Annotated in this window: 14 protein-coding genes and 1 pseudogene; 10 read left to right on the top strand and 5 right to left on the bottom strand. The window is 71.2% G+C overall.

Annotated elements, in window-relative coordinates; all coding sequences use genetic code 11:
- Positions 1-211 precede the first annotated feature (211 nt).
- Entirely contained in the window at positions 212-1,489 is a 1,278-nt protein-coding gene (locus AC5020_RS10290; protein ID WP_464988211.1) for an ROK family transcriptional regulator, read from the top strand.
- A 55-nt stretch (positions 1,490-1,544) separates the two neighbouring features.
- Here AC5020_RS10290 and AC5020_RS10295 read toward each other — a convergent pair whose 3' ends face one another.
- Together AC5020_RS10295 and panD are read right to left on the bottom strand one after the other, a co-directional pair.
- Positions 1,545-2,471, bottom strand: coding sequence for an AEC family transporter (locus AC5020_RS10295; RefSeq protein WP_377019198.1), 927 nt, complete (start codon positions 2,469-2,471; stop codon positions 1,545-1,547).
- Between the two features lie 192 nt (positions 2,472-2,663).
- Positions 2,664-3,089 (bottom strand): aspartate 1-decarboxylase, encoded by a 426-nt coding sequence (panD, locus tag AC5020_RS10300; protein WP_377019199.1) that lies wholly within the window; start codon positions 3,087-3,089, stop codon positions 2,664-2,666.
- Between the two features lie 69 nt (positions 3,090-3,158).
- Between panD and AC5020_RS10305 the strand changes: the two genes are divergently transcribed.
- The 5 genes from AC5020_RS10305 (at position 3,159) to acs (ending at position 9,619) form a co-directional block, all read left to right on the top strand.
- Positions 3,159-4,688: a DEAD/DEAH box helicase gene (locus tag AC5020_RS10305; RefSeq protein WP_464988212.1), complete on the top strand. Its 1,530-nt coding sequence runs from the start codon at positions 3,159-3,161 to the stop codon at positions 4,686-4,688.
- Positions 4,685-6,079: an L-serine ammonia-lyase gene (locus AC5020_RS10310; RefSeq protein WP_464988213.1), complete on the top strand. Its 1,395-nt coding sequence runs from the start codon at positions 4,685-4,687 to the stop codon at positions 6,077-6,079. The genes AC5020_RS10305 and AC5020_RS10310 overlap by 4 nt, the downstream gene beginning before the upstream one ends.
- Before the next feature lie 381 nt (positions 6,080-6,460).
- Positions 6,461-6,655 (top strand): ribbon-helix-helix domain-containing protein, encoded by a 195-nt coding sequence (locus tag AC5020_RS10315; protein WP_464988214.1) that lies wholly within the window; start codon positions 6,461-6,463, stop codon positions 6,653-6,655.
- 10 nt (positions 6,656-6,665) lie between these two features.
- A complete protein-coding gene (locus tag AC5020_RS10320; protein ID WP_464988215.1) occupies positions 6,666-7,487 on the top strand; it encodes a hypothetical protein in 822 nt (273 codons plus the stop codon).
- Between the two features lie 152 nt (positions 7,488-7,639).
- A complete protein-coding gene (gene acs / locus AC5020_RS10325) occupies positions 7,640-9,619 on the top strand; it encodes an acetate--CoA ligase (RefSeq protein ID WP_464988216.1) in 1,980 nt (659 codons plus the stop codon).
- A gap of 85 nt (positions 9,620-9,704) precedes the next feature.
- Here acs and AC5020_RS10330 read toward each other — a convergent pair whose 3' ends face one another.
- From AC5020_RS10330 to AC5020_RS10340, 3 genes are read right to left on the bottom strand one after another with little or no spacing between them, the layout of a single operon-like run.
- Positions 9,705-10,694: a DUF4097 family beta strand repeat-containing protein gene (locus AC5020_RS10330; protein ID WP_464988217.1), complete on the bottom strand. Its 990-nt coding sequence runs from the start codon at positions 10,692-10,694 to the stop codon at positions 9,705-9,707.
- Complete coding sequence (locus AC5020_RS10335; protein WP_377019204.1) at positions 10,691-11,344, bottom strand: response regulator; 654 nt, start codon at positions 11,342-11,344, stop codon at positions 10,691-10,693. Before AC5020_RS10335 ends, AC5020_RS10330 begins: the two co-directional genes overlap by 4 nt.
- Positions 11,341-12,660 carry a sensor histidine kinase gene (locus AC5020_RS10340; protein ID WP_464988218.1) on the bottom strand — a complete coding sequence of 440 codons (1,320 nt, stop codon included), beginning with the start codon at positions 12,658-12,660 and terminating at the stop codon, positions 11,341-11,343. The genes AC5020_RS10335 and AC5020_RS10340 overlap by 4 nt, the downstream gene beginning before the upstream one ends.
- 150 nt (positions 12,661-12,810) lie before the next feature.
- On the opposite strand from AC5020_RS10340, the gene AC5020_RS10345 reads away from it, so the two are divergent.
- From AC5020_RS10345 to AC5020_RS10360, 4 genes and pseudogenes are all read left to right on the top strand, one after another.
- Positions 12,811-14,001, top strand: coding sequence for a LacI family DNA-binding transcriptional regulator (locus tag AC5020_RS10345; protein WP_377019206.1), 1,191 nt, complete (start codon positions 12,811-12,813; stop codon positions 13,999-14,001).
- A 63-nt stretch (positions 14,002-14,064) separates the two neighbouring features.
- Entirely contained in the window at positions 14,065-14,547 is a 483-nt protein-coding gene (locus AC5020_RS10350) for a phage holin family protein (RefSeq protein ID WP_377019207.1), read from the top strand.
- Positions 14,548-14,675: 128 nt separating this feature from the next.
- Positions 14,676-16,115: a cysteine--tRNA ligase gene (gene cysS / locus AC5020_RS10355; RefSeq protein ID WP_464988219.1), complete on the top strand. Its 1,440-nt coding sequence runs from the start codon at positions 14,676-14,678 to the stop codon at positions 16,113-16,115.
- Positions 16,116-16,125: 10 nt separating this feature from the next.
- A pseudogene (locus tag AC5020_RS10360) lies at positions 16,126-16,426 on the top strand (23S rRNA (guanosine(2251)-2'-O)-methyltransferase RlmB); the annotation flags it as partial.

Genomic DNA, 16,426 nt, shown 5'->3' on the forward strand with positions numbered 1-16,426 from the left:
CGGTGCGGTGATACGCACCGCACCTGCAGCGATGCGGCGACATTCGCCGCGCCGTCGTCGGCGCGGCGACCGGGGAACGGCAGGCATCGGTGCCTTCGCGGTCACACTGGGAGGAGGGACCACGTCGTTCCTGTGAGGTAGGTTACTCACACCGATGGACTAATGCAACGGCATCCACGTGGGAGCGTGAGAGATGCCGGGGAGGAGCATCATGCGCGGGTCGTCGATGTCCGATATCGGAGAGTTCAACGAGAGGCTGGTGCTGCAGACCATCCGCAGCGCTCCGGACGGGGTGGGGCAGGCGGAGGTGGTGCGGCGCAGCAGGCTCTCCCGCCAGGCCGTCTCGCTGATCACCCGCCGCCTGGTGGCCGAGGGGATGATCGAACAGGCAGGTCGTCGGATCTCCGGGCCCGGCAAGCCGCATACCCTGCTGCGCGTGGTCGCCGACGCCCGCCTGGCCGTCGGGGTGCACCTCGACCCCGCTCACATCAGCGTCGTCGTCTGCGACCTCGCCGCCCGGCCGGTGGCCCGGGCCACCCTCGCTCCGCCGACCGAGGAGCCGGAGGCCGATATCGATCGCATCGCGGCCGCGATCGCCGAGCTGTGCCGTGAGCTCGGTGCGTCCTCGCCGCAGCTGGGCGAGGAGTTGCCGGACCAGCCGATCCGCCGCCGTCTGCTGGGCATCGGGATCGCCGCCCCCGCCGGACTCGACGCCGCCGCCGGGATCCTGCGCAACCCGCCCTGGATGCCGGGTTGGCGCGACGTCCCCGTGGTCGACGCCCTCAGCGCCGTGACCGGCCTGCCGGCGCTCCTGGACAAGGACACCAATGCCGCCCTGACGGGGGAGATCTGGTCGCGTCACCTCGGTGGCTCCGAGACGGTGGTCTACGTGTACGTCGGTCACGGCGTGGGCTCCGCGGTCAGTGCGAACGGCCAGGTCCACCGCGGCGGAAGCACCCAGGCCGGCGAGATCGGGCATCTGCCCACCGGTCGCGCCGACGAGGTGTGCTCCTGTGGACGCCACGGCTGCCTGAGCGTGTACACCGACGCCGACCGGCTGCTCAGCCGTGCCCGGGACGCCGGGATCGAGCTGCCCGACGGGTCGGGCACCACTGCCATGATCGATGCCCTCGCCGCCGCCGCGGACGAGGGGCGGAGCGCAGCGAGGGAGATCATCTCCCTCCATGGCACGGCTCTCGGGGAGGCGCTGACCGTTCTCGCGGGGATCCACGACCCGCAGCGGATCATCATCGGCGGGCCCACCTGGCCCGCGCTGCGGTCCGTCGCCGAGCCGTCCCTCCGCGAGGCCCTCGGGGAATGGGTGGCCGACGGCCGAGCCGTGCTCGAGTGCTCGCACCTCAGCGACGACGTCGGCGCCATCGGTGCGGCGAGCCTGTTCCTGGAGCGGGAGCTCGCGCCCGGGACCGGAGCCTCGGCCTCGGGGCAGGTCGGAGGCGGATCCGGGCTCGCCGTCGCGGCGGCGCGGTGAGGCAGAGACGCCCCCTCGAGGGCGGGCCAGGCCACGGAGTGCGACCGGCCCGGACTCAGACCCCGAGCAGTCCGGAGATCAGCAGCAGCACCAGCACGGTGCCGATGGTGGTGATCAGCACCGTGTCCCGGGCGAGGTTCTCCGCCGCCCGGTAGCGCGCGGCGGCGACGAACACGTTCTGCGCCGTCGGCAGAGCGGCCATGACCACGACCTCGTACAGCGAATGCCCGCTGAGCCCGAACAGCAGACCCACCCCGAGCGCGATCACGGGCATCACCAGCAGCTTGGCGCTCGAGGCGACGGCGATCAGCCCGCGGTAGCCGTCGTCCTTGGCCAGCGGCGTCGAGCCGTGCAGGGACAGGCCGTAGGCCAGCAGCATCGCGGGGATCGCCATGTCGGCCAGCGACTGGACGGGCTCGAGCACCACCGCGGGGACGTCCACCCCGGCCAGGGCGAGCACCATGCCGAGGGCGCCGGCGACGATGACGGGATTGGCGCCGATGGTGCGGGCCACGCCGGCGGGTCCGAGCGACGTCTTCTGCGTGACCTGGTGGAGGACGAAGAGGTACAGCGGGTTGTAGACCGCCTGCTGGAAGAGGATCACCGGCAGCGCGTGGGAGATGTCCCCGAGCACGTAGGCGGCGATCGGGAAGCCCATGTTCGCGCCGTTGACCACGGACCCGCTGATCGCGGTGACCACGAGCTCTGCCCCGCGCCGCTTCGTCAGCAGCCGCACCGCCAGCAGCAGCAGCGCGCCGGTGCTGAGGCCCGCTATCCCGGCGACTGCCATGGGGATCGAGAGGATGTCGCGCACGTCGGACTCCAGGAGGCCGACGAGGACCAGGGCGGGGGAGGCGAGGAAGAACGTGGCGCGGTTGAGCACATAGCGACCGTGCGGGCCCAGCACACCGGTCCGCCCGGTCACCCAGCCCACGCCGATGAGGGACCAGACGATGAAGAATCCGGCCAGGACCCCGCTCACGGCTCGGTGCGGGGCAGTGGCGTCGTCATCTGGCCGATCCTAGAGCGCCGGGACGGCCGGGGCTCGCCGCGTCCGCAGGGCGGGCGGGACGGATGTCGGCGCAGCGGGTCGCTGACAGCCGCTCGCCAGCAGCCGGACACTGCCACCGGCCGGACGGGCAGCCGGTGACGGCGGGCGGACGGCCCGGCAGGGTCAGCGGATGCCGCTGGATTCGCGGCCGGAGATCTGGTCGGGCATCCCCGGGACGGGCTGGGCGGCATCGTCCCCGGTGGCGACGATGCGGTTGCTCTCGTCCACGTGCACCACGTGCGGATGGTGGGCGGAGACCTCGGCCGCCTCGAACTGCCCGTAGGCCATGATGATCACCAGGTCGCCGGGAGAGACCAGATGGGCCGCGGCGCCGTTGATGCCGATCACGCCGCTGCCGCGCTCGCCCTCGATGACATAGGTGGTCAGGCGCTGACCATTGGTGATGTCTGCGATGGTGACCTGTTCGTGCTCGACGAGACCGGCGGCCTCGACGAGATCGGGGTCGATTGTCACCGAGCCCACGTAGTGCAGGTCTGCCTGCGTGACGGTGGCCCGGTGGATCTTCGAGGTCAACAGAGTGCGGTACATCGCCTATAAGTCTTCCACGGACCGCCCGTGCGCGATGATGGTGGGGTCCGTTTCGTCAGGAGGATCACCATGCCCAAGGCCCGTCGCCGCTCCGCCCACAGCTCGGAGCGTTTCGAGGACATGGCCCTGCCCGAGGAGCTGATCGGTGTGCTCGCCGATCAGGGCCTTCAGCGCGCCTTCGAGATCCAGTCCGCCATCCTGCCCGATGCGCTCGCCGGGCGGGACGTGCTGGCCCGCGCGGAGACCGGTTCGGGCAAGACGCTGGCCTTCACCCTCGCCATGACCTCCCGGTTCCGCGGCCGCAAGGTGCACCGCAAGCGTCCCCTCGGAGTCGTGCTGGTGCCCACGCGCGAGCTCGCCGTCCAGGTCGTCGACACCATCCATCCCTACGCCCGTGCGGTCGGGATCAAGGCGCAGCTGGTCGCGGGCGGCATGAACATCGAGAAGCAGGCCGACGCGGTGGCCCGCGGCGTGGAGATCATCGTCGCCACCCCGGGCCGGCTGATCGATCTCGCCGAGCGCGGGGCCCTGCAGCTGGACCTGGTGGAGTCCACTGTCATCGACGAGGCCGACCACATGGCCGATCTGGGCTTCCTGCCCGATGTCGCCGACATCCTCGCCGCCATCCCCATGGGGACCCAGAAGATGCTCTTCTCCGCCACCCTGGACGGGCAGGTGGAGGATCTCGTCGATACGTTCCTGGTCGATCCCGTCAGCCACGAGACCGTCCCGGTCGCCGCGGCCGTGACCACCATGGACCACCACGTGCTGGCCATCGAACCCTCCGCCAAGCGTGCGGTCACCGCATGGCTCGGCGCCCGAGAAGGGCGCACGCTGATGTTCACCCGCACCCAGCTCGGCGCGGAGCGCGTGGCACAGGAGCTGGTCGAGGTCGGCGTCCGCGCCGCGGCTCTGCACGGCAACAAGCAGCAGGGGCTGCGCACCAACGTCCTGGCCGGGTTCCGTCAGGGTGCCTATCCCGTGCTGGTGGCGACAGATGTCGCCGCCCGGGGTCTGCACATCGATGACGTGAGCATGGTCGTCCACGTCGATCCCTCCGCCGACGTCAAGGAGTACGTGCACCGTTCGGGCCGCACCGCCCGAGCCGGGGCCGCAGGGACCGTCGTCACCCTCGCCCTGCCGCACCAGACCCGCTCGACCCGGCGGATCGTCGAGGAGGCGGAGGTCGAGGCCACCTGGGCAGAGGTCGCCGAGGCCGAGGATCCGGCCCTGGAGCAGCTCGGGGCGCGGGCTCCCAGCGGTGAGCCCGCCGAGGACCCCGCGCAGGTGAAGTACAAGGGCGCGCCGCGCAAGCTCGACATCAAGCGCACCAGAGGGGCCGACGCCCGCCGCGCCGAGGAGCGCCGGGCCAATGAGGAACGGCGTGCCTCCTGGGAGGAGGACGAGGAGCCTCCTCGCGGTGGCAAGGGCCGCGGCCGCCAGGGCCAGGGTGCCCGGGGCCAGGGTTCCCGGAGCCAGGGTGCGCGAGGCCGGAGCGGCGGCAAGAGTGCCGGCGGTCGGGCCAGCACCGGTAAGGGCGGCGCTCGCGGCCGTTCCGGTGCGCCGTCCCGCAGTCCCCGCAAACGCGGCAAGCCATGAGCATCAGCACCTTCGACCTGTTCAAGATCGGGATCGGGCCTTCGAGCTCGCACACCGTCGGCCCGATGCGCGCGGCGGCGCAGTTCGCCCGCGAGACCCTCCAGGACCCGGTGATCGCGCCGCACGTCGCGGACGTCGCGGTCCACCTCTACGGCTCCCTCGCCGCCACCGGCGTCGGCCACGGCACGCTGGACGCCGTGGTGATGGGTCTCGAGGGCGCAGATCCCGAGACGGTGGACCCGATCGCCGGGCGCAAACGGGTGGCCCACATCGAGGCGGGCGGCGGCTTGCTGCTGGATGGGACGCTGCCGGTCAGCCTGCGTCCCTCCTCGATCCAGCTGCATCCGCTCACTGTGCTTCCGCAGCACTCCAACGGCATGGTCTTCATCGCCCTGGACGCGCTCGGCGAGGAGCTGGTGCGCCGGCCGATGTTCTCCGTCGGCGGCGGGTTCGTCGTCGAGGAGGCCGACATGGAGCAGTCCATCGCCGAGGTCGCCGCCGAGGGCGAGGGCACGGCGGTCTTCACCACCGGCGACGAGCTGCTGCGCGTGTGCGAGGACCGCGGCATCTCCGTGTCCGAGGCGATGCTGCTGCGAGAGCGGCAGTGGCGCGGCGACGAGGAGATCCGCGCCGGAATCCTGGCGATCTGGCACGCCATGGAGGAGAGCATCCAGCGCGGCACACGCACCGGCGGCACCCTGCCCGGCGGGCTCGACGTCAAGCGCCGCGCAGCCTCCTGGTACGACTCCCTCAGCGCCGAGGACCCCACGCGGCTGCCGATGAATGCCTTCGAGTGGGTCTCCCTGGCCGCGCTCGCCGTGAACGAGGAGAACGCCGCGGGCGGACGTGTGGTCACCGCCCCGACCAACGGCGCCGCCGGCATCATCCCGGCAGTGCTGTTCTTCGCCACCACCTACATCGAGGGCGTCGATCCCGACGAGGTCGCGGTGCGGTTCCTGCTGACCGCGGGCGCGATCGGCTCGCTGTACAAGGAGCACGCCTCGATCTCCGGCGCCGAGGTCGGGTGCCAGGGCGAGGTCGGCTCGGCCTGCTCGATGGCTGCGGCCGCCCTGTGCGAGGCGATGGGCGGCAAGCCCGCCCAGGTCGAGAACGCCGCCGAGATCGCCATGGAGCACAATCTCGGGCTCACCTGCGACCCCGTCGGCGGACTGGTGCAGGTCCCCTGCATCGAGCGCAATGCGATGGCCGCGGTCAAGGCGATCACCGCAGCGCGATTCGCGCTGCGCGGGACCGGGGAGCACTTCGTCTCGCTGGACACCGTCATCGAGACCATGCGCCGCACGGGCAAGGACATGAGCGAGCGCTACAAGGAGACCGCGATGGGCGGGCTCGCGGTCACCGCAGTCCCGGTCAGCGTCCCGGACTGCTGAGGCTCGCCTCCTCACGCCTGAACATCACCACACGCGCCTGCTGAAGCGTGCGCGGGAACTCAGCGTCGCATCGCCGTGAGGTCTGGGCGAGGGGCTCACGAGGCCTCGACAGCAGATCCCTTGACCGTCGGACTTAGGATGCTAGCATCATGTCAAGCGAGGACTACTCGTACCTGGTTCCGATCGCCACGCCACGCAAGGAGAGCCGCATGGATCGTCATATCTACAGCCCGGACATCGGGGCGCACCGCATGGTGTTCCCAGTGCGTGTCGCCGCCGATCCCACGATGCTCGTCCCCTCCACGAATCCATGGAATCCGGGGGTCCAGGGCGGGGCCCGAGGCTCCGACCGAACCCGGCCAGGAATGCTGGATTCTTGACATGGCAGAGAGTTCGAAGCCGCCCGCGTCCAGCCCCAAAGTCCAGTTCAACGTGTATCTGCCCAAGGCACTCGTGGTGGCGGTCAAGCATCGCGCGATCGACGAGTCGACCAGTCTCAGTGCCCTCGTGGAGCGAGCACTCACGCAGTACCTCTCCGAATCCGATTCTCCCGAATCCCCGCGCGACGACGCCTGAGGAGGCAGTCATGATCGACCACCACCCGGACACTCAGCAGAGCCCGCCCCCGGAGGGCCATCGAGCCCCGTTCACGGTCTTCCCTCTGCGCTTCACCGACGATCCCCGCGCCATGATCGATTTCCTGCGCACCCTCGGCATGTCACCCGCAATCACGGCGGGCGACGCGGACTTCGGCGACCTGGTGGCGGGCGCCGGACGGGTGATGGTCCATTCGGCCCCTGGAGCCGTCAGCGGCGCGGCCTCGGGGGACACGGATCTCTGCCTCATCGTGCCCGACGCCGAGGCTGCCGTCGCCGCTCTAGAACAGCAAGGCGTCCCCGCCACCGTGTGGGACGAGAGCTACGGCAAGCAGGGGAGGATCGAAGGTCCTGCGGGAGAGGGGATCTCCCTGAACGAGGAACAGCACGACCTCTACGGCTACGTCGGGCACGACCCGTCCGCCGCCGACCCGCGGCTGGCGGTGACGGCGGTCGTCAGCAGCGAGGACTTCTCCCGCGATCGCGGGTACTTCGCCGCCCTGGGATTCGCTCCGGTCGCCGACCCCGTCTCCGGTCGGCAGGAGCTTCGCGGAGCCGGCGGCGCCGGCAGCATCGGCCTGCACGCTCCCGCGGAGGGTGATCGCCGGACACGGCCGACCGGCCCCGAGTTCGGTGAGTGCCTGCAGGTGAGGCTGAGCTTCTCCACGAGCGAGGATCTCGAGCGCCTGGCCCTGCGGCTCACGGAGGCCGGCTATCCGGCCCGGGTGGTCGCAGCAGGTCCTGCGCGCAGCGTCCACGTCACGGATCCCGACGGGAAGCATCTGGAGATCCACCCGCGCGTCACCGTCTGATCCGCGCCGGATCCACAGTTCGGTCCGCGTCGGCAGATCCGCGTGGGCCGACCTCTCCGGGTCCCGGACGGTGCGCGTGACGTGGGTCTCCTGCGATACGGTGGGGGCGTCCATTCCGCCCCGGAACCGGGGCCCGTGTAGCAGGAGCGCTGATGTCTGACGACGCCGTCACCGGGATCGAGAATCTCTCGCAGGAGACCCGCACGTTCTCCCCGTCCTCCGAGTTCGTCCAGAACGCCGTGGCCCGTCCCTCGCTCTACCAGGAGGCCGAGCGCGACCGGCTCGCCTTCTGGCGCACCCGGGCCGGCCTGCTGAGCTGGAAGACGCCCTTCACCGAGACCCTCGACTGGTCCAACCCCCCGTTCGCCCGGTGGTTCGCCGACGGCACCCTGAACGCCGCCTACAACTGCGTGGACCGCCACGTCGAGTCCGGCCACGGCGATCAAGCCGCGATCCTGGCCGAGTACGAGGACGGATCGGACGCCACCTTCACCTACGCCCAGGTCAAGGACGAGATCTCCCGGATGGCGAACATCCTGACCGATCTCGGTGTCAAGACCGGCGACCGCGTCGCCATCTACCTCCCGATGGTCCCGGAGGCGGCGTTCGCCATGCTCGCCTGCGCCCGCATCGGGGCCCCGCACTCGGTCGTGTTCGGCGGCTTCAGCGCCGACGCCCTGCGCTCGCGCATCGAGGACGCCGAGGCCCGGGTCGTCATCACCGCCGACGGGCAGAACCGTCGCGGCAAGCAGCTGCCCCTGAAGCCCGCCGTGGACGAGGCGCTCGCCGGTGGCGCCGAGTCCGTCGAGAAGGTCCTGGTGGTCCGCCGCACCGGCGGCGACGTCGAGTGGACCGAGGGACGCGACGTGTGGTGGCACGAGGCGCGGGAGAACGCCTCCACCGAGCACGAGCCCGTCTGGGTCGAGGCCGAGCACCCGCTGTTCATCCTCTACACCTCCGGCACCACCGGGAAGCCCAAGGGCATCGTCCACAGCACCGGCGGCTACCTCACCCAGGCCGCCTACACCCACCGCAACGTCTTCGACCTCAAGCCGTCCTCGGACGTCTACTGGTGCACGGCCGACGTCGGCTGGGTCACCGGGCACACCTACGTGGTCTACGGCCCGATGGCCAACCGCGCCACCCAGGTGATCTACGAGGGCACCCCCGACACCCCGCACCAGGGCCGCTGGTGGGAGATCGTCGAGAAGCACAAGGTCTCCCTGTTCTACTCCTCGCCCACCGCGATCCGCACCGCCATGAAGTGGGGCGAGGAGATCCCCGGCAGGTTCGACCTCTCCTCGCTGCGCGTGCTCGGCAGCGTCGGCGAGGCCATCAACCCCGAGGCCTGGATGTGGTATCGCCGCGTCATCGGCGGGGACCGCTGCCCGATCGTGGACACTTGGTGGCAGACGGAGACCGGCGGCATCATGATCTCCCCGCTGCCGGGCATCACGGCCACCAAGCCGGGATCCGCGCAGACCCCGCTGCCCGGCATCAGCGCCGACGTGGTCAACGACGCCGGCGAGTCCGTCGAGAACGGCAAGGGCGGATATCTGGTCCTGGATCAGCCGTGGCCGGGGATGCTCCGCGGCATCTGGGGCGACCCGGAGCGCTTCAAGGAGACCTACTGGTCCCGCTTCGAGGGGCTCTACTTCGCCGGTGACGGCGCCAAGCGGGACGAGGACGGCGACATCTGGCTGCTGGGCCGCGTGGACGATGTCATGAACATCTCCGGGCACCGTCTGTCCACCATGGAGATCGAGTCCGCGCTGGTCAGCCACGACTGGGTCGCCGAGGCGGCGGTGGTCGGGGCCGACGACGAGACCACCGGACAGGCCGTGGTCGCCTTCGTGATCCTGCGCTCCGGCCATGACGATGCGGTCGCCGAGGAGGGCGGCAAGGATCAGGTCATCGAGACCCTGCGCGCCCACGTGGGCAAGGAGATCGGTCCGATCGCCAAGCCCAAGAAGATCCTCCTGGTCACCGAGCTGCCCAAGACCCGGTCCGGCAAGATCATGCGCCGCCTGCTGCGCGATGTGGCCGAGAACCGCACCGTGGGGGATACCCAGACCCTCGCCGACGCCTCCGTCATGGACCTCATCCAGCAGGGAATGAGCGGCAAGAGCTGACCCCGGCCCCGCGTCGCAGCGTCCCTCGGCGGGTCCGGCGGGGCGCCGCGTGCCTCGAAGCGGGTCACGGCGCCGTCGCTGTCCCTCAGCGCGTCACGGTGACGTCGCCGAGGTCCGAGACGACGGTGAGCGTGCCGACCAGCGGACCGTCGGCGCGGGTCAGGCTCGGGTCCACCCGGGCGTCGCCGGTATCCGCCCGGGCGTCGACGGCCCAGCGCCCGGTGCCGGGAGCCGCGACGTCTGCGGAGCCGACATCGGTGTGGACGTCCACGTCGCTCTCGGCGCCGGAGGGCAGCCGCAGATCGATGTCGCCCACGGAGCTGGAGAGGCCGATCGTCTCGGGGGCGGTGCCCTCCAGCTCGATGTCGATCCCGCCGACGTCGGAGCTGACGTCGAGCCCGCCCGGTGCGCTGACGGGGGAGAGGCGGACCTCTCCGACCTGCGACGAGATGGTCATGGCGGAGTAGTCGCCGTCGGCGCGGATGTCACCCACCGACGAGGTGATGTCCACAGCGAGCCGATGCGCCTCGGGCACGATGACGAGCACGTCGCGCACGTCGTGCTTCCACGGCACCGAGCTGAACTGTTCGGGCTGGCGCACGTCGAGGACGGGGGCGTCGGCCGGTCCCTGCTGGTCGATCCGGGCACGGACCAGCGAATCGGCCGGCGGGAGCTCGGTGGCTCCGTTCTCGACCAGCGCCACCGAGACCTGATCGGCATCCGCCGACTGCAGGACGCGGACGTCGGCGATGCGCGAGCTCAGCGAGAGCGAGCTCGGTTCCCCGAGGTGCGTGGTGGCGGGCACGTCGTCGTAGCCGCGAGCGATGGTCCACTGGGTGATCGACATGGCGGCCAGGCCCAGCACCATCAGTGCCACGAACGCCGCGCCGAGCAGTGTGATCAGCAGACGCCACGGACGGTCGTCCTCGGGGGCGGGGGAGAGGCGGCGCGCCGGTTCGACCGAAGTGGTCGGCCTGGGTGCGTCGGGGCCGGAGCCGTGCGGTGACCCGCCGGCGAGGCCGGGGCCGGTCGGTGGAGCCTGCGGGGGCTGTGGGGTCTGAGTGCTGGTCATCATCTGTCCTCTGATTCGAGATAGCGCAGAACGGCCATGACCCGGCGGTTCTCCCCGTCGACCGGGGGCAGGTCGAGCTTGGTCAGCAGCGAGGAGATGTGCTTCTCGACGCTGCCGGCGGAGACGAACAGGGTGTCGGCGATCGCCTGGTTCGAGCGTCCCTGCGCCATCAGCGAGAGCACCTCGCGCTCGCGAGGGCTGAGGGCCTCGAGCGTGCGGCGTCGCCGGGAGCGGACGAAGATCTGCTGGACGACCTCGGGGTCCAGCCAGGTGCCGCCGTCCCCGACATCGGAGACGACGGCCAGGAAGTCCTCGACATCGGCGACGCGGTCCTTGAGCACGTAGCCGAGCCCGTGAGGCGAATCGGCGATGAGCTCCGAGGCGTAGCGCTCCTCGACGTACTGCGAGAGCACCAGCAGCGCCACCGCCTGGTCCTGCTGCCGGATCAGGGTCGCAGCGCGCACCCCCTCGTCGGTGAAGGTCGGCGGCATCCGCACGTCGATCACCGCCAGGTCCGGCTTGTGGTGGGAGACGGCGCTGAGCAGCGCCGTGGCATCGCCGACGGCCGCGACCACCTCGTGGCCGGCATCGGTGAGCAGGCGCTCGACCCCTGCGCGCAGCAGAACGGCATCATCGGCGATCACGATCCTCATCGCGGGGCCTCCTCGGTGGTGGTCGGGCCGGTCGCGGCCGGGATCCGGTGTCCGGGACCGACGGGGACGAGGGCCAGCAGCACCGTGCCGCCGCCGGCAGGACTGGTGACCTCGAGCCGGCCGCCGGTGGCACGCACCCGGTCGGTCAGGCCCGCGAGGCCGGTGGAGAGTCCGTCGCGGCGCACCTGGGCCCCGCCGCGGCCGTCGTCCTCGATTCGCACCCGCAGCACGTCGTCGCTGCGGGTGACGGACACGGTGGCATGTGCGGCCTCGGAGTGCTTGGCGATATTGGTCAGCGCTTCGGAGACCACGAAGTAGGCCACGGCCTCGCGCTCACGATCCAGGGCGGGGCCGGCCCCGCGGCCGAGGTCGACCTGCAGGTCGACGGGAACCGGTGAGCGGGCGGCGAGGGCGGACAGGGCGGCGTCCAGGCCGCGGTCCGTCAGCACCGCGGGGTGGATCCCGCGGGCCAGCTGGCGCAGGTCCGTCATCACGGCCTTCGCCTCGGAGTGGGCCTGTCCCACGAGGGCTTCGGCCCGGTCCGGATCGGAACGGACCGTGTTCTTGGCCATGCCCAGCGTCATGGCGAGACCCACCAGGCGCGGCTGGACGCCGTCGTGGAGATCGCGCTCGATGCGCAGCCGCTCCTGGGCGGCGGCATCGACCGCGCCCTGCCGGCGCTCGGCGAGCTCGGCCACCTGCTCGCGCAGATCGTCCTCGGAACCGGACACCAGAGCGCGGGACAGGCCCCGGTCCGCGAGGGCTCCGAGCACGAGGGTCACCGTGGACAGCACGAGGGTCGCCACGCAGATGAGCCCCAGGATCCACCGCGGGAGCCGGACCGAGCCCACCTCGAGCGGGCCGTGGCGCAGCGCGATGTCCCCGGCGGTCCATCCGGTCCACACCAGGAGGAGGAACAGCACGAAGAACGCGCCGGTGACGAGCATCGCCAGATGGTGATGGAGGACCCCGCGCCAGAAGGCCGCGCTGCCCAGCTCGAGCCAGCGGTCGTGGATCCAGCCGGACGCCCCCGTGCGCCACGACCGGCGCCGTGCGGGCAGGATCACGGGTATCCGGTGGATCGCCACGGCCCTCCGGCGCTCCAGACGCACGGCGGCCTGCATCAGCAGCAGCCACGGGATCAGCAGCAGCAGGCCGGTGCCCATGGCGGGCAGCGAGCCGAGTCCGGTGAACAGCATCGTCAGGCTGATCCAGAACCAGGTGCAGAAGAGCAGGCCTCCGACGATCACGGAGGCGAGCGCCGCGAGGCTGAGCCGGGAGCGGCCGTCCGGAGGTGTCGTCGAGGTCTCGTCCATGGCACCGACAGTATTCGGGCCCGCGCCGAGTTCCCACAGGGGCGTCCTGCCGTTGTGGCGGGGGATAACCCCCGCCGGCCCCGTCCTCGCGTCTGCCTGTCGCACCGGCCGGTCCCGTCGCCAGGGCCGAGATGCGGTTCAATGGGGGTCATGAGCAGTGACGCGAACGATTCCGCCGATGAGACCGTCCAGCCCGAGAGCGATGCCGGGACACCGCCGCCCGAGGCGGGGGAGACCGGCCAGGTGATCGAGCACATCGACCACACGGCCTCCGAGATGGAGGAGAGCGGACAGTCCCGCGGGACCCTGCGGGACGTCGCGGATTCGCTCGGCGTCTCCAGCGCGGTCGCTCTGCGCGCCCTGCGCGGCTCCGAGGAGATCAAGCCCCAGATGATCCGGCGCGTCCACGAGGCCGCCGAACGGCTCCACTTCCCCCTCGAGGAGCTCAGCGAGGAGACCGACCACCGCGGCGTGGTGGCCGTGCTGGTCAACACGATGCGCAACACCTGGATCTCGGACCTGGTGCGCGCCATCCGCATCGAGCTGACCGCCACCGGACGCTCGGCCGTGGTCGTCCCCACGCGTCGCCGCGTGCCCGAGCACCCGGTCGCTGCGGACACCGACGCCATCGAGTCCCTGGTCGAGCTCGGGGTCGACGGGTTCCTCATGATCTCGGACCTGGCCGACATGGAGAGCGTGCTGAAGGCCACGGGCGATCGCCCGTTCGTCGGCATCGGATGCTCCCGCGAGTTCGTCGGCCAGATCGACACCGTCCGGATCGATGACGAGGTGGGCCAGGGACTGCTGGTCGACCACCTGGTGGGCCTGGGCCACCGGGAGATCGCCCACGTCGGCGGCGTCGGCCCGGAGGTCGCCCGCGAACGGGCCGAGGCCTTCCGCGTGGCCATGGACCGGCACGGCCTCGGGGACGAGGCCCGCGTCGAGCCCGGAGACTTCACCGAGCAGGTCGGGCAGACGGCCGGGTCGATGCTGCTGCGCGGCAGCCGCGTACCCACGGCCGTCACCTGCGCCAACGACGTGACCGCGGTCGGCGTGCTCTCCGCAGCGCGCGAATACGGCTTCTCCGTGCCCGAGGACCTCGCCGTGGCCGGATACGGCAACACCTCGCTGGCCTCCTCCGGCGTCTCGCAGCTGACCAGCGTCGATCCCAACTCCGACCGGCTCGGCGCACTGGCCGCCCAGTTCCTCGTCGAACGCGTCTCCGGTCACGACGTCGAGCCACGGGACGTCGCCGTCGCCCCGGACGTCGTCGTGCGTCGGTCCACCTCTGCCGGTCCCCGCCCGGAGACCACCAAGCGCAAGCGGGTCTCGGTCGACTGACCTCACCCGCCGGCGCCCCCGCGCCGACTGCGAATCCCCTGACCCCTGCGATAGGCTCCGACCATGATCAACACCACGAACGATCCGAGCACGCCGCCCACCCAGCGGTCCATCGGTGAACTCGTCCAGTCCATCCGGGACGAGCTCCTCGGAGTCGTCCATCACGAGATCGACATCGCCAAGAAAGAGATCACCGCGATCCTGATCAAGGCGGCCATCATCGCCGCCTGCGCCGCGGTGCTGCTGTTCCTGCTGCTCTCCGCCTGGGTGATGCTGCTGTTCTTCGCGGCCACCGGGCTCGAGGCGCTGGGGCTGTCCTACTGGCTCTCCTTCCTGATCATCGCCGTGGTGTTCATCGTGCTCGCCGCCATCGCGGGTCTGATCGCGTTCCTGGTGTACAAGCGGATCAAGGCGCCCGAGACCACCATCGAGACCGCGCAGGGCGCGGTCGGTGCGGTCCAGGGCAAGCGCCGCCACAACGCCGTCTCCTACGACGACACCTTCGAGGAGCTCTACGGCAAGAAGGTCAGCTCCCGCACGGAGTGAGCCCCGGCGGATCCGTCGGATCCCATGGGATCTCCGGGGCACCGGGTCGAGCGGTCCGACGCGATCGAGGGATCGGCCACGGTGCGGCGGGGCCGCGGGCTCCCGCAGGCGGCATTACCCTGGAGGACGTGACTCTCCACCTGCACGACACCGCCACCCGCACGACCGCGTCGCTGACCCCGGTGCGCGAGGGGACGGTGTCGCTGTACGTCTGCGGCCCCACCACGCAGGGCGCCCCGCATCTGGGCCATCTGCGCACGTTCGTCGCCTTCGACGTGCTGGTGCGCTGGCTCGAGCGCAGCGGGTACGACGTCACCCACATCCGCAACGTCACCGACATCGATGACAAGATCCTGGTGAAGTCCGCCGAGGCGGAGACACCCTGGTGGGCATGGTCGCTGCGCTTCGAGCGCGAGTTCCAGGACACCCTCGAGCGCATCGGCAACCGCCGTCCCACCTACGAGCCGCGTGCCACCGGCCACGTGCCCGAGATGATCGAGCTGATGCAGCGGCTCATCGAGCGCGGCCACGCCTACGCCGACGGCGAGGGATCGGTGTACTTCGATGTCGCCTCCCACGCCGGCTACGGCTCCCTGACCCGTCAGTCCCTCGAGGACATGCAGGACGCGGGGGAGGAGATGGAGCCCGGCAAGCGCGACCCCCGCGACTTCGCCCTGTGGAAGGCGGCGAAGCCGACGGAACCGGCCACCGCCTCCTGGGACACACCCTTCGGCCGCGGCCGCCCCGGCTGGCACCTCGAGTGCTCCGCCATGAGCCGCAAGTACCTCGGCGAGACGTTCGACATCCACGCCGGAGGGCTGGACCTGCGCTTCCCGCACCACGAGAACGAGCAGGCGCAGTCCCACGCCGCCGGCTACGGCTTCGCCCGGCGCTGGATGCATTCCGGGGTGCTGACCGTGGACGGGATGAAGATGGGCAAGAGCCTGGACAACTTCGTCACCGCGGCCCGTGCCCTGGCGGACCACCCCACTCCTGCTGTGCGCCTGGCCCTGGTCAGCGGCCACTACCGCGCGACCGTCGAGTACAACGCCACCGCGATGCAGGAAGCAGAAGTGGTCTGGGACCGCTTCTCCGCGACGGCCCGCCGCGCCGCCGAGCAGCTCGGCCAGGAGGAGCCGGCACGCGCCGATGCCGATCTCGCCGCCGTCGAGCTGCCCGCCGAGTTCATCGCGGCGATGGACGACGACCTGACCGTGCCGGAGGCCCTCGCCGTCATCCACCGTGAGCAGGCGGCCCTGAACACGCTTCTGGCCGGCGGAGGTGCGGCGGGAGAGATCGCTGCGGGCCTCGGGCGGCTGCGCGCGATGCTCGATGTGCTGGGCCTGGATCCGCTCTCGGCGCAATGGGCCGGCAGCCATGCCGGCTCGACCGCCGAGCACGAGGCACTGGACGCCTTGATCACCACCCAGCTGGCAGCCCGGGAGGCGGCCCGCGCCGAGAAGGACTGGGCCCGGGCGGACGCCCTGCGGGACGCGCTGAGCGCCGCCGGGATCCGCGTCGAGGACGGCCCCGACGGCGCGCGCTGGACGCTCGAGACCACGGACTGAGGAGACACACATGGCAGGCAACAGCTCGCGCCGCGGCGCGGTGCGCAAGGGCAAGAAGGGCCCGACCGTCGGTTCCGGCGGCGTGCGCCGCCGCGCGCTGGAAGGCAAGGGACCCACCCCGAAGGCCAAGGACCGCCCCGCTCACAAGGCGTTCGCCGGCTCCTCCAAGCCCGCCTCGGGATCCTCGAGCCGGCGCGGCGGTGCAGGAGGCAAGGGCGCGAAGAACCGCCCCGGCAGCGACCAGGTGGTGGGCCGCAATGCCGTGCTGGAGGCGCTGCAGGAGAACGTGCCCGCGACGCAGCTGACCGTGA

The organism is Brachybacterium sp. SYSU DS0246 (genome assembly GCF_059391765.1).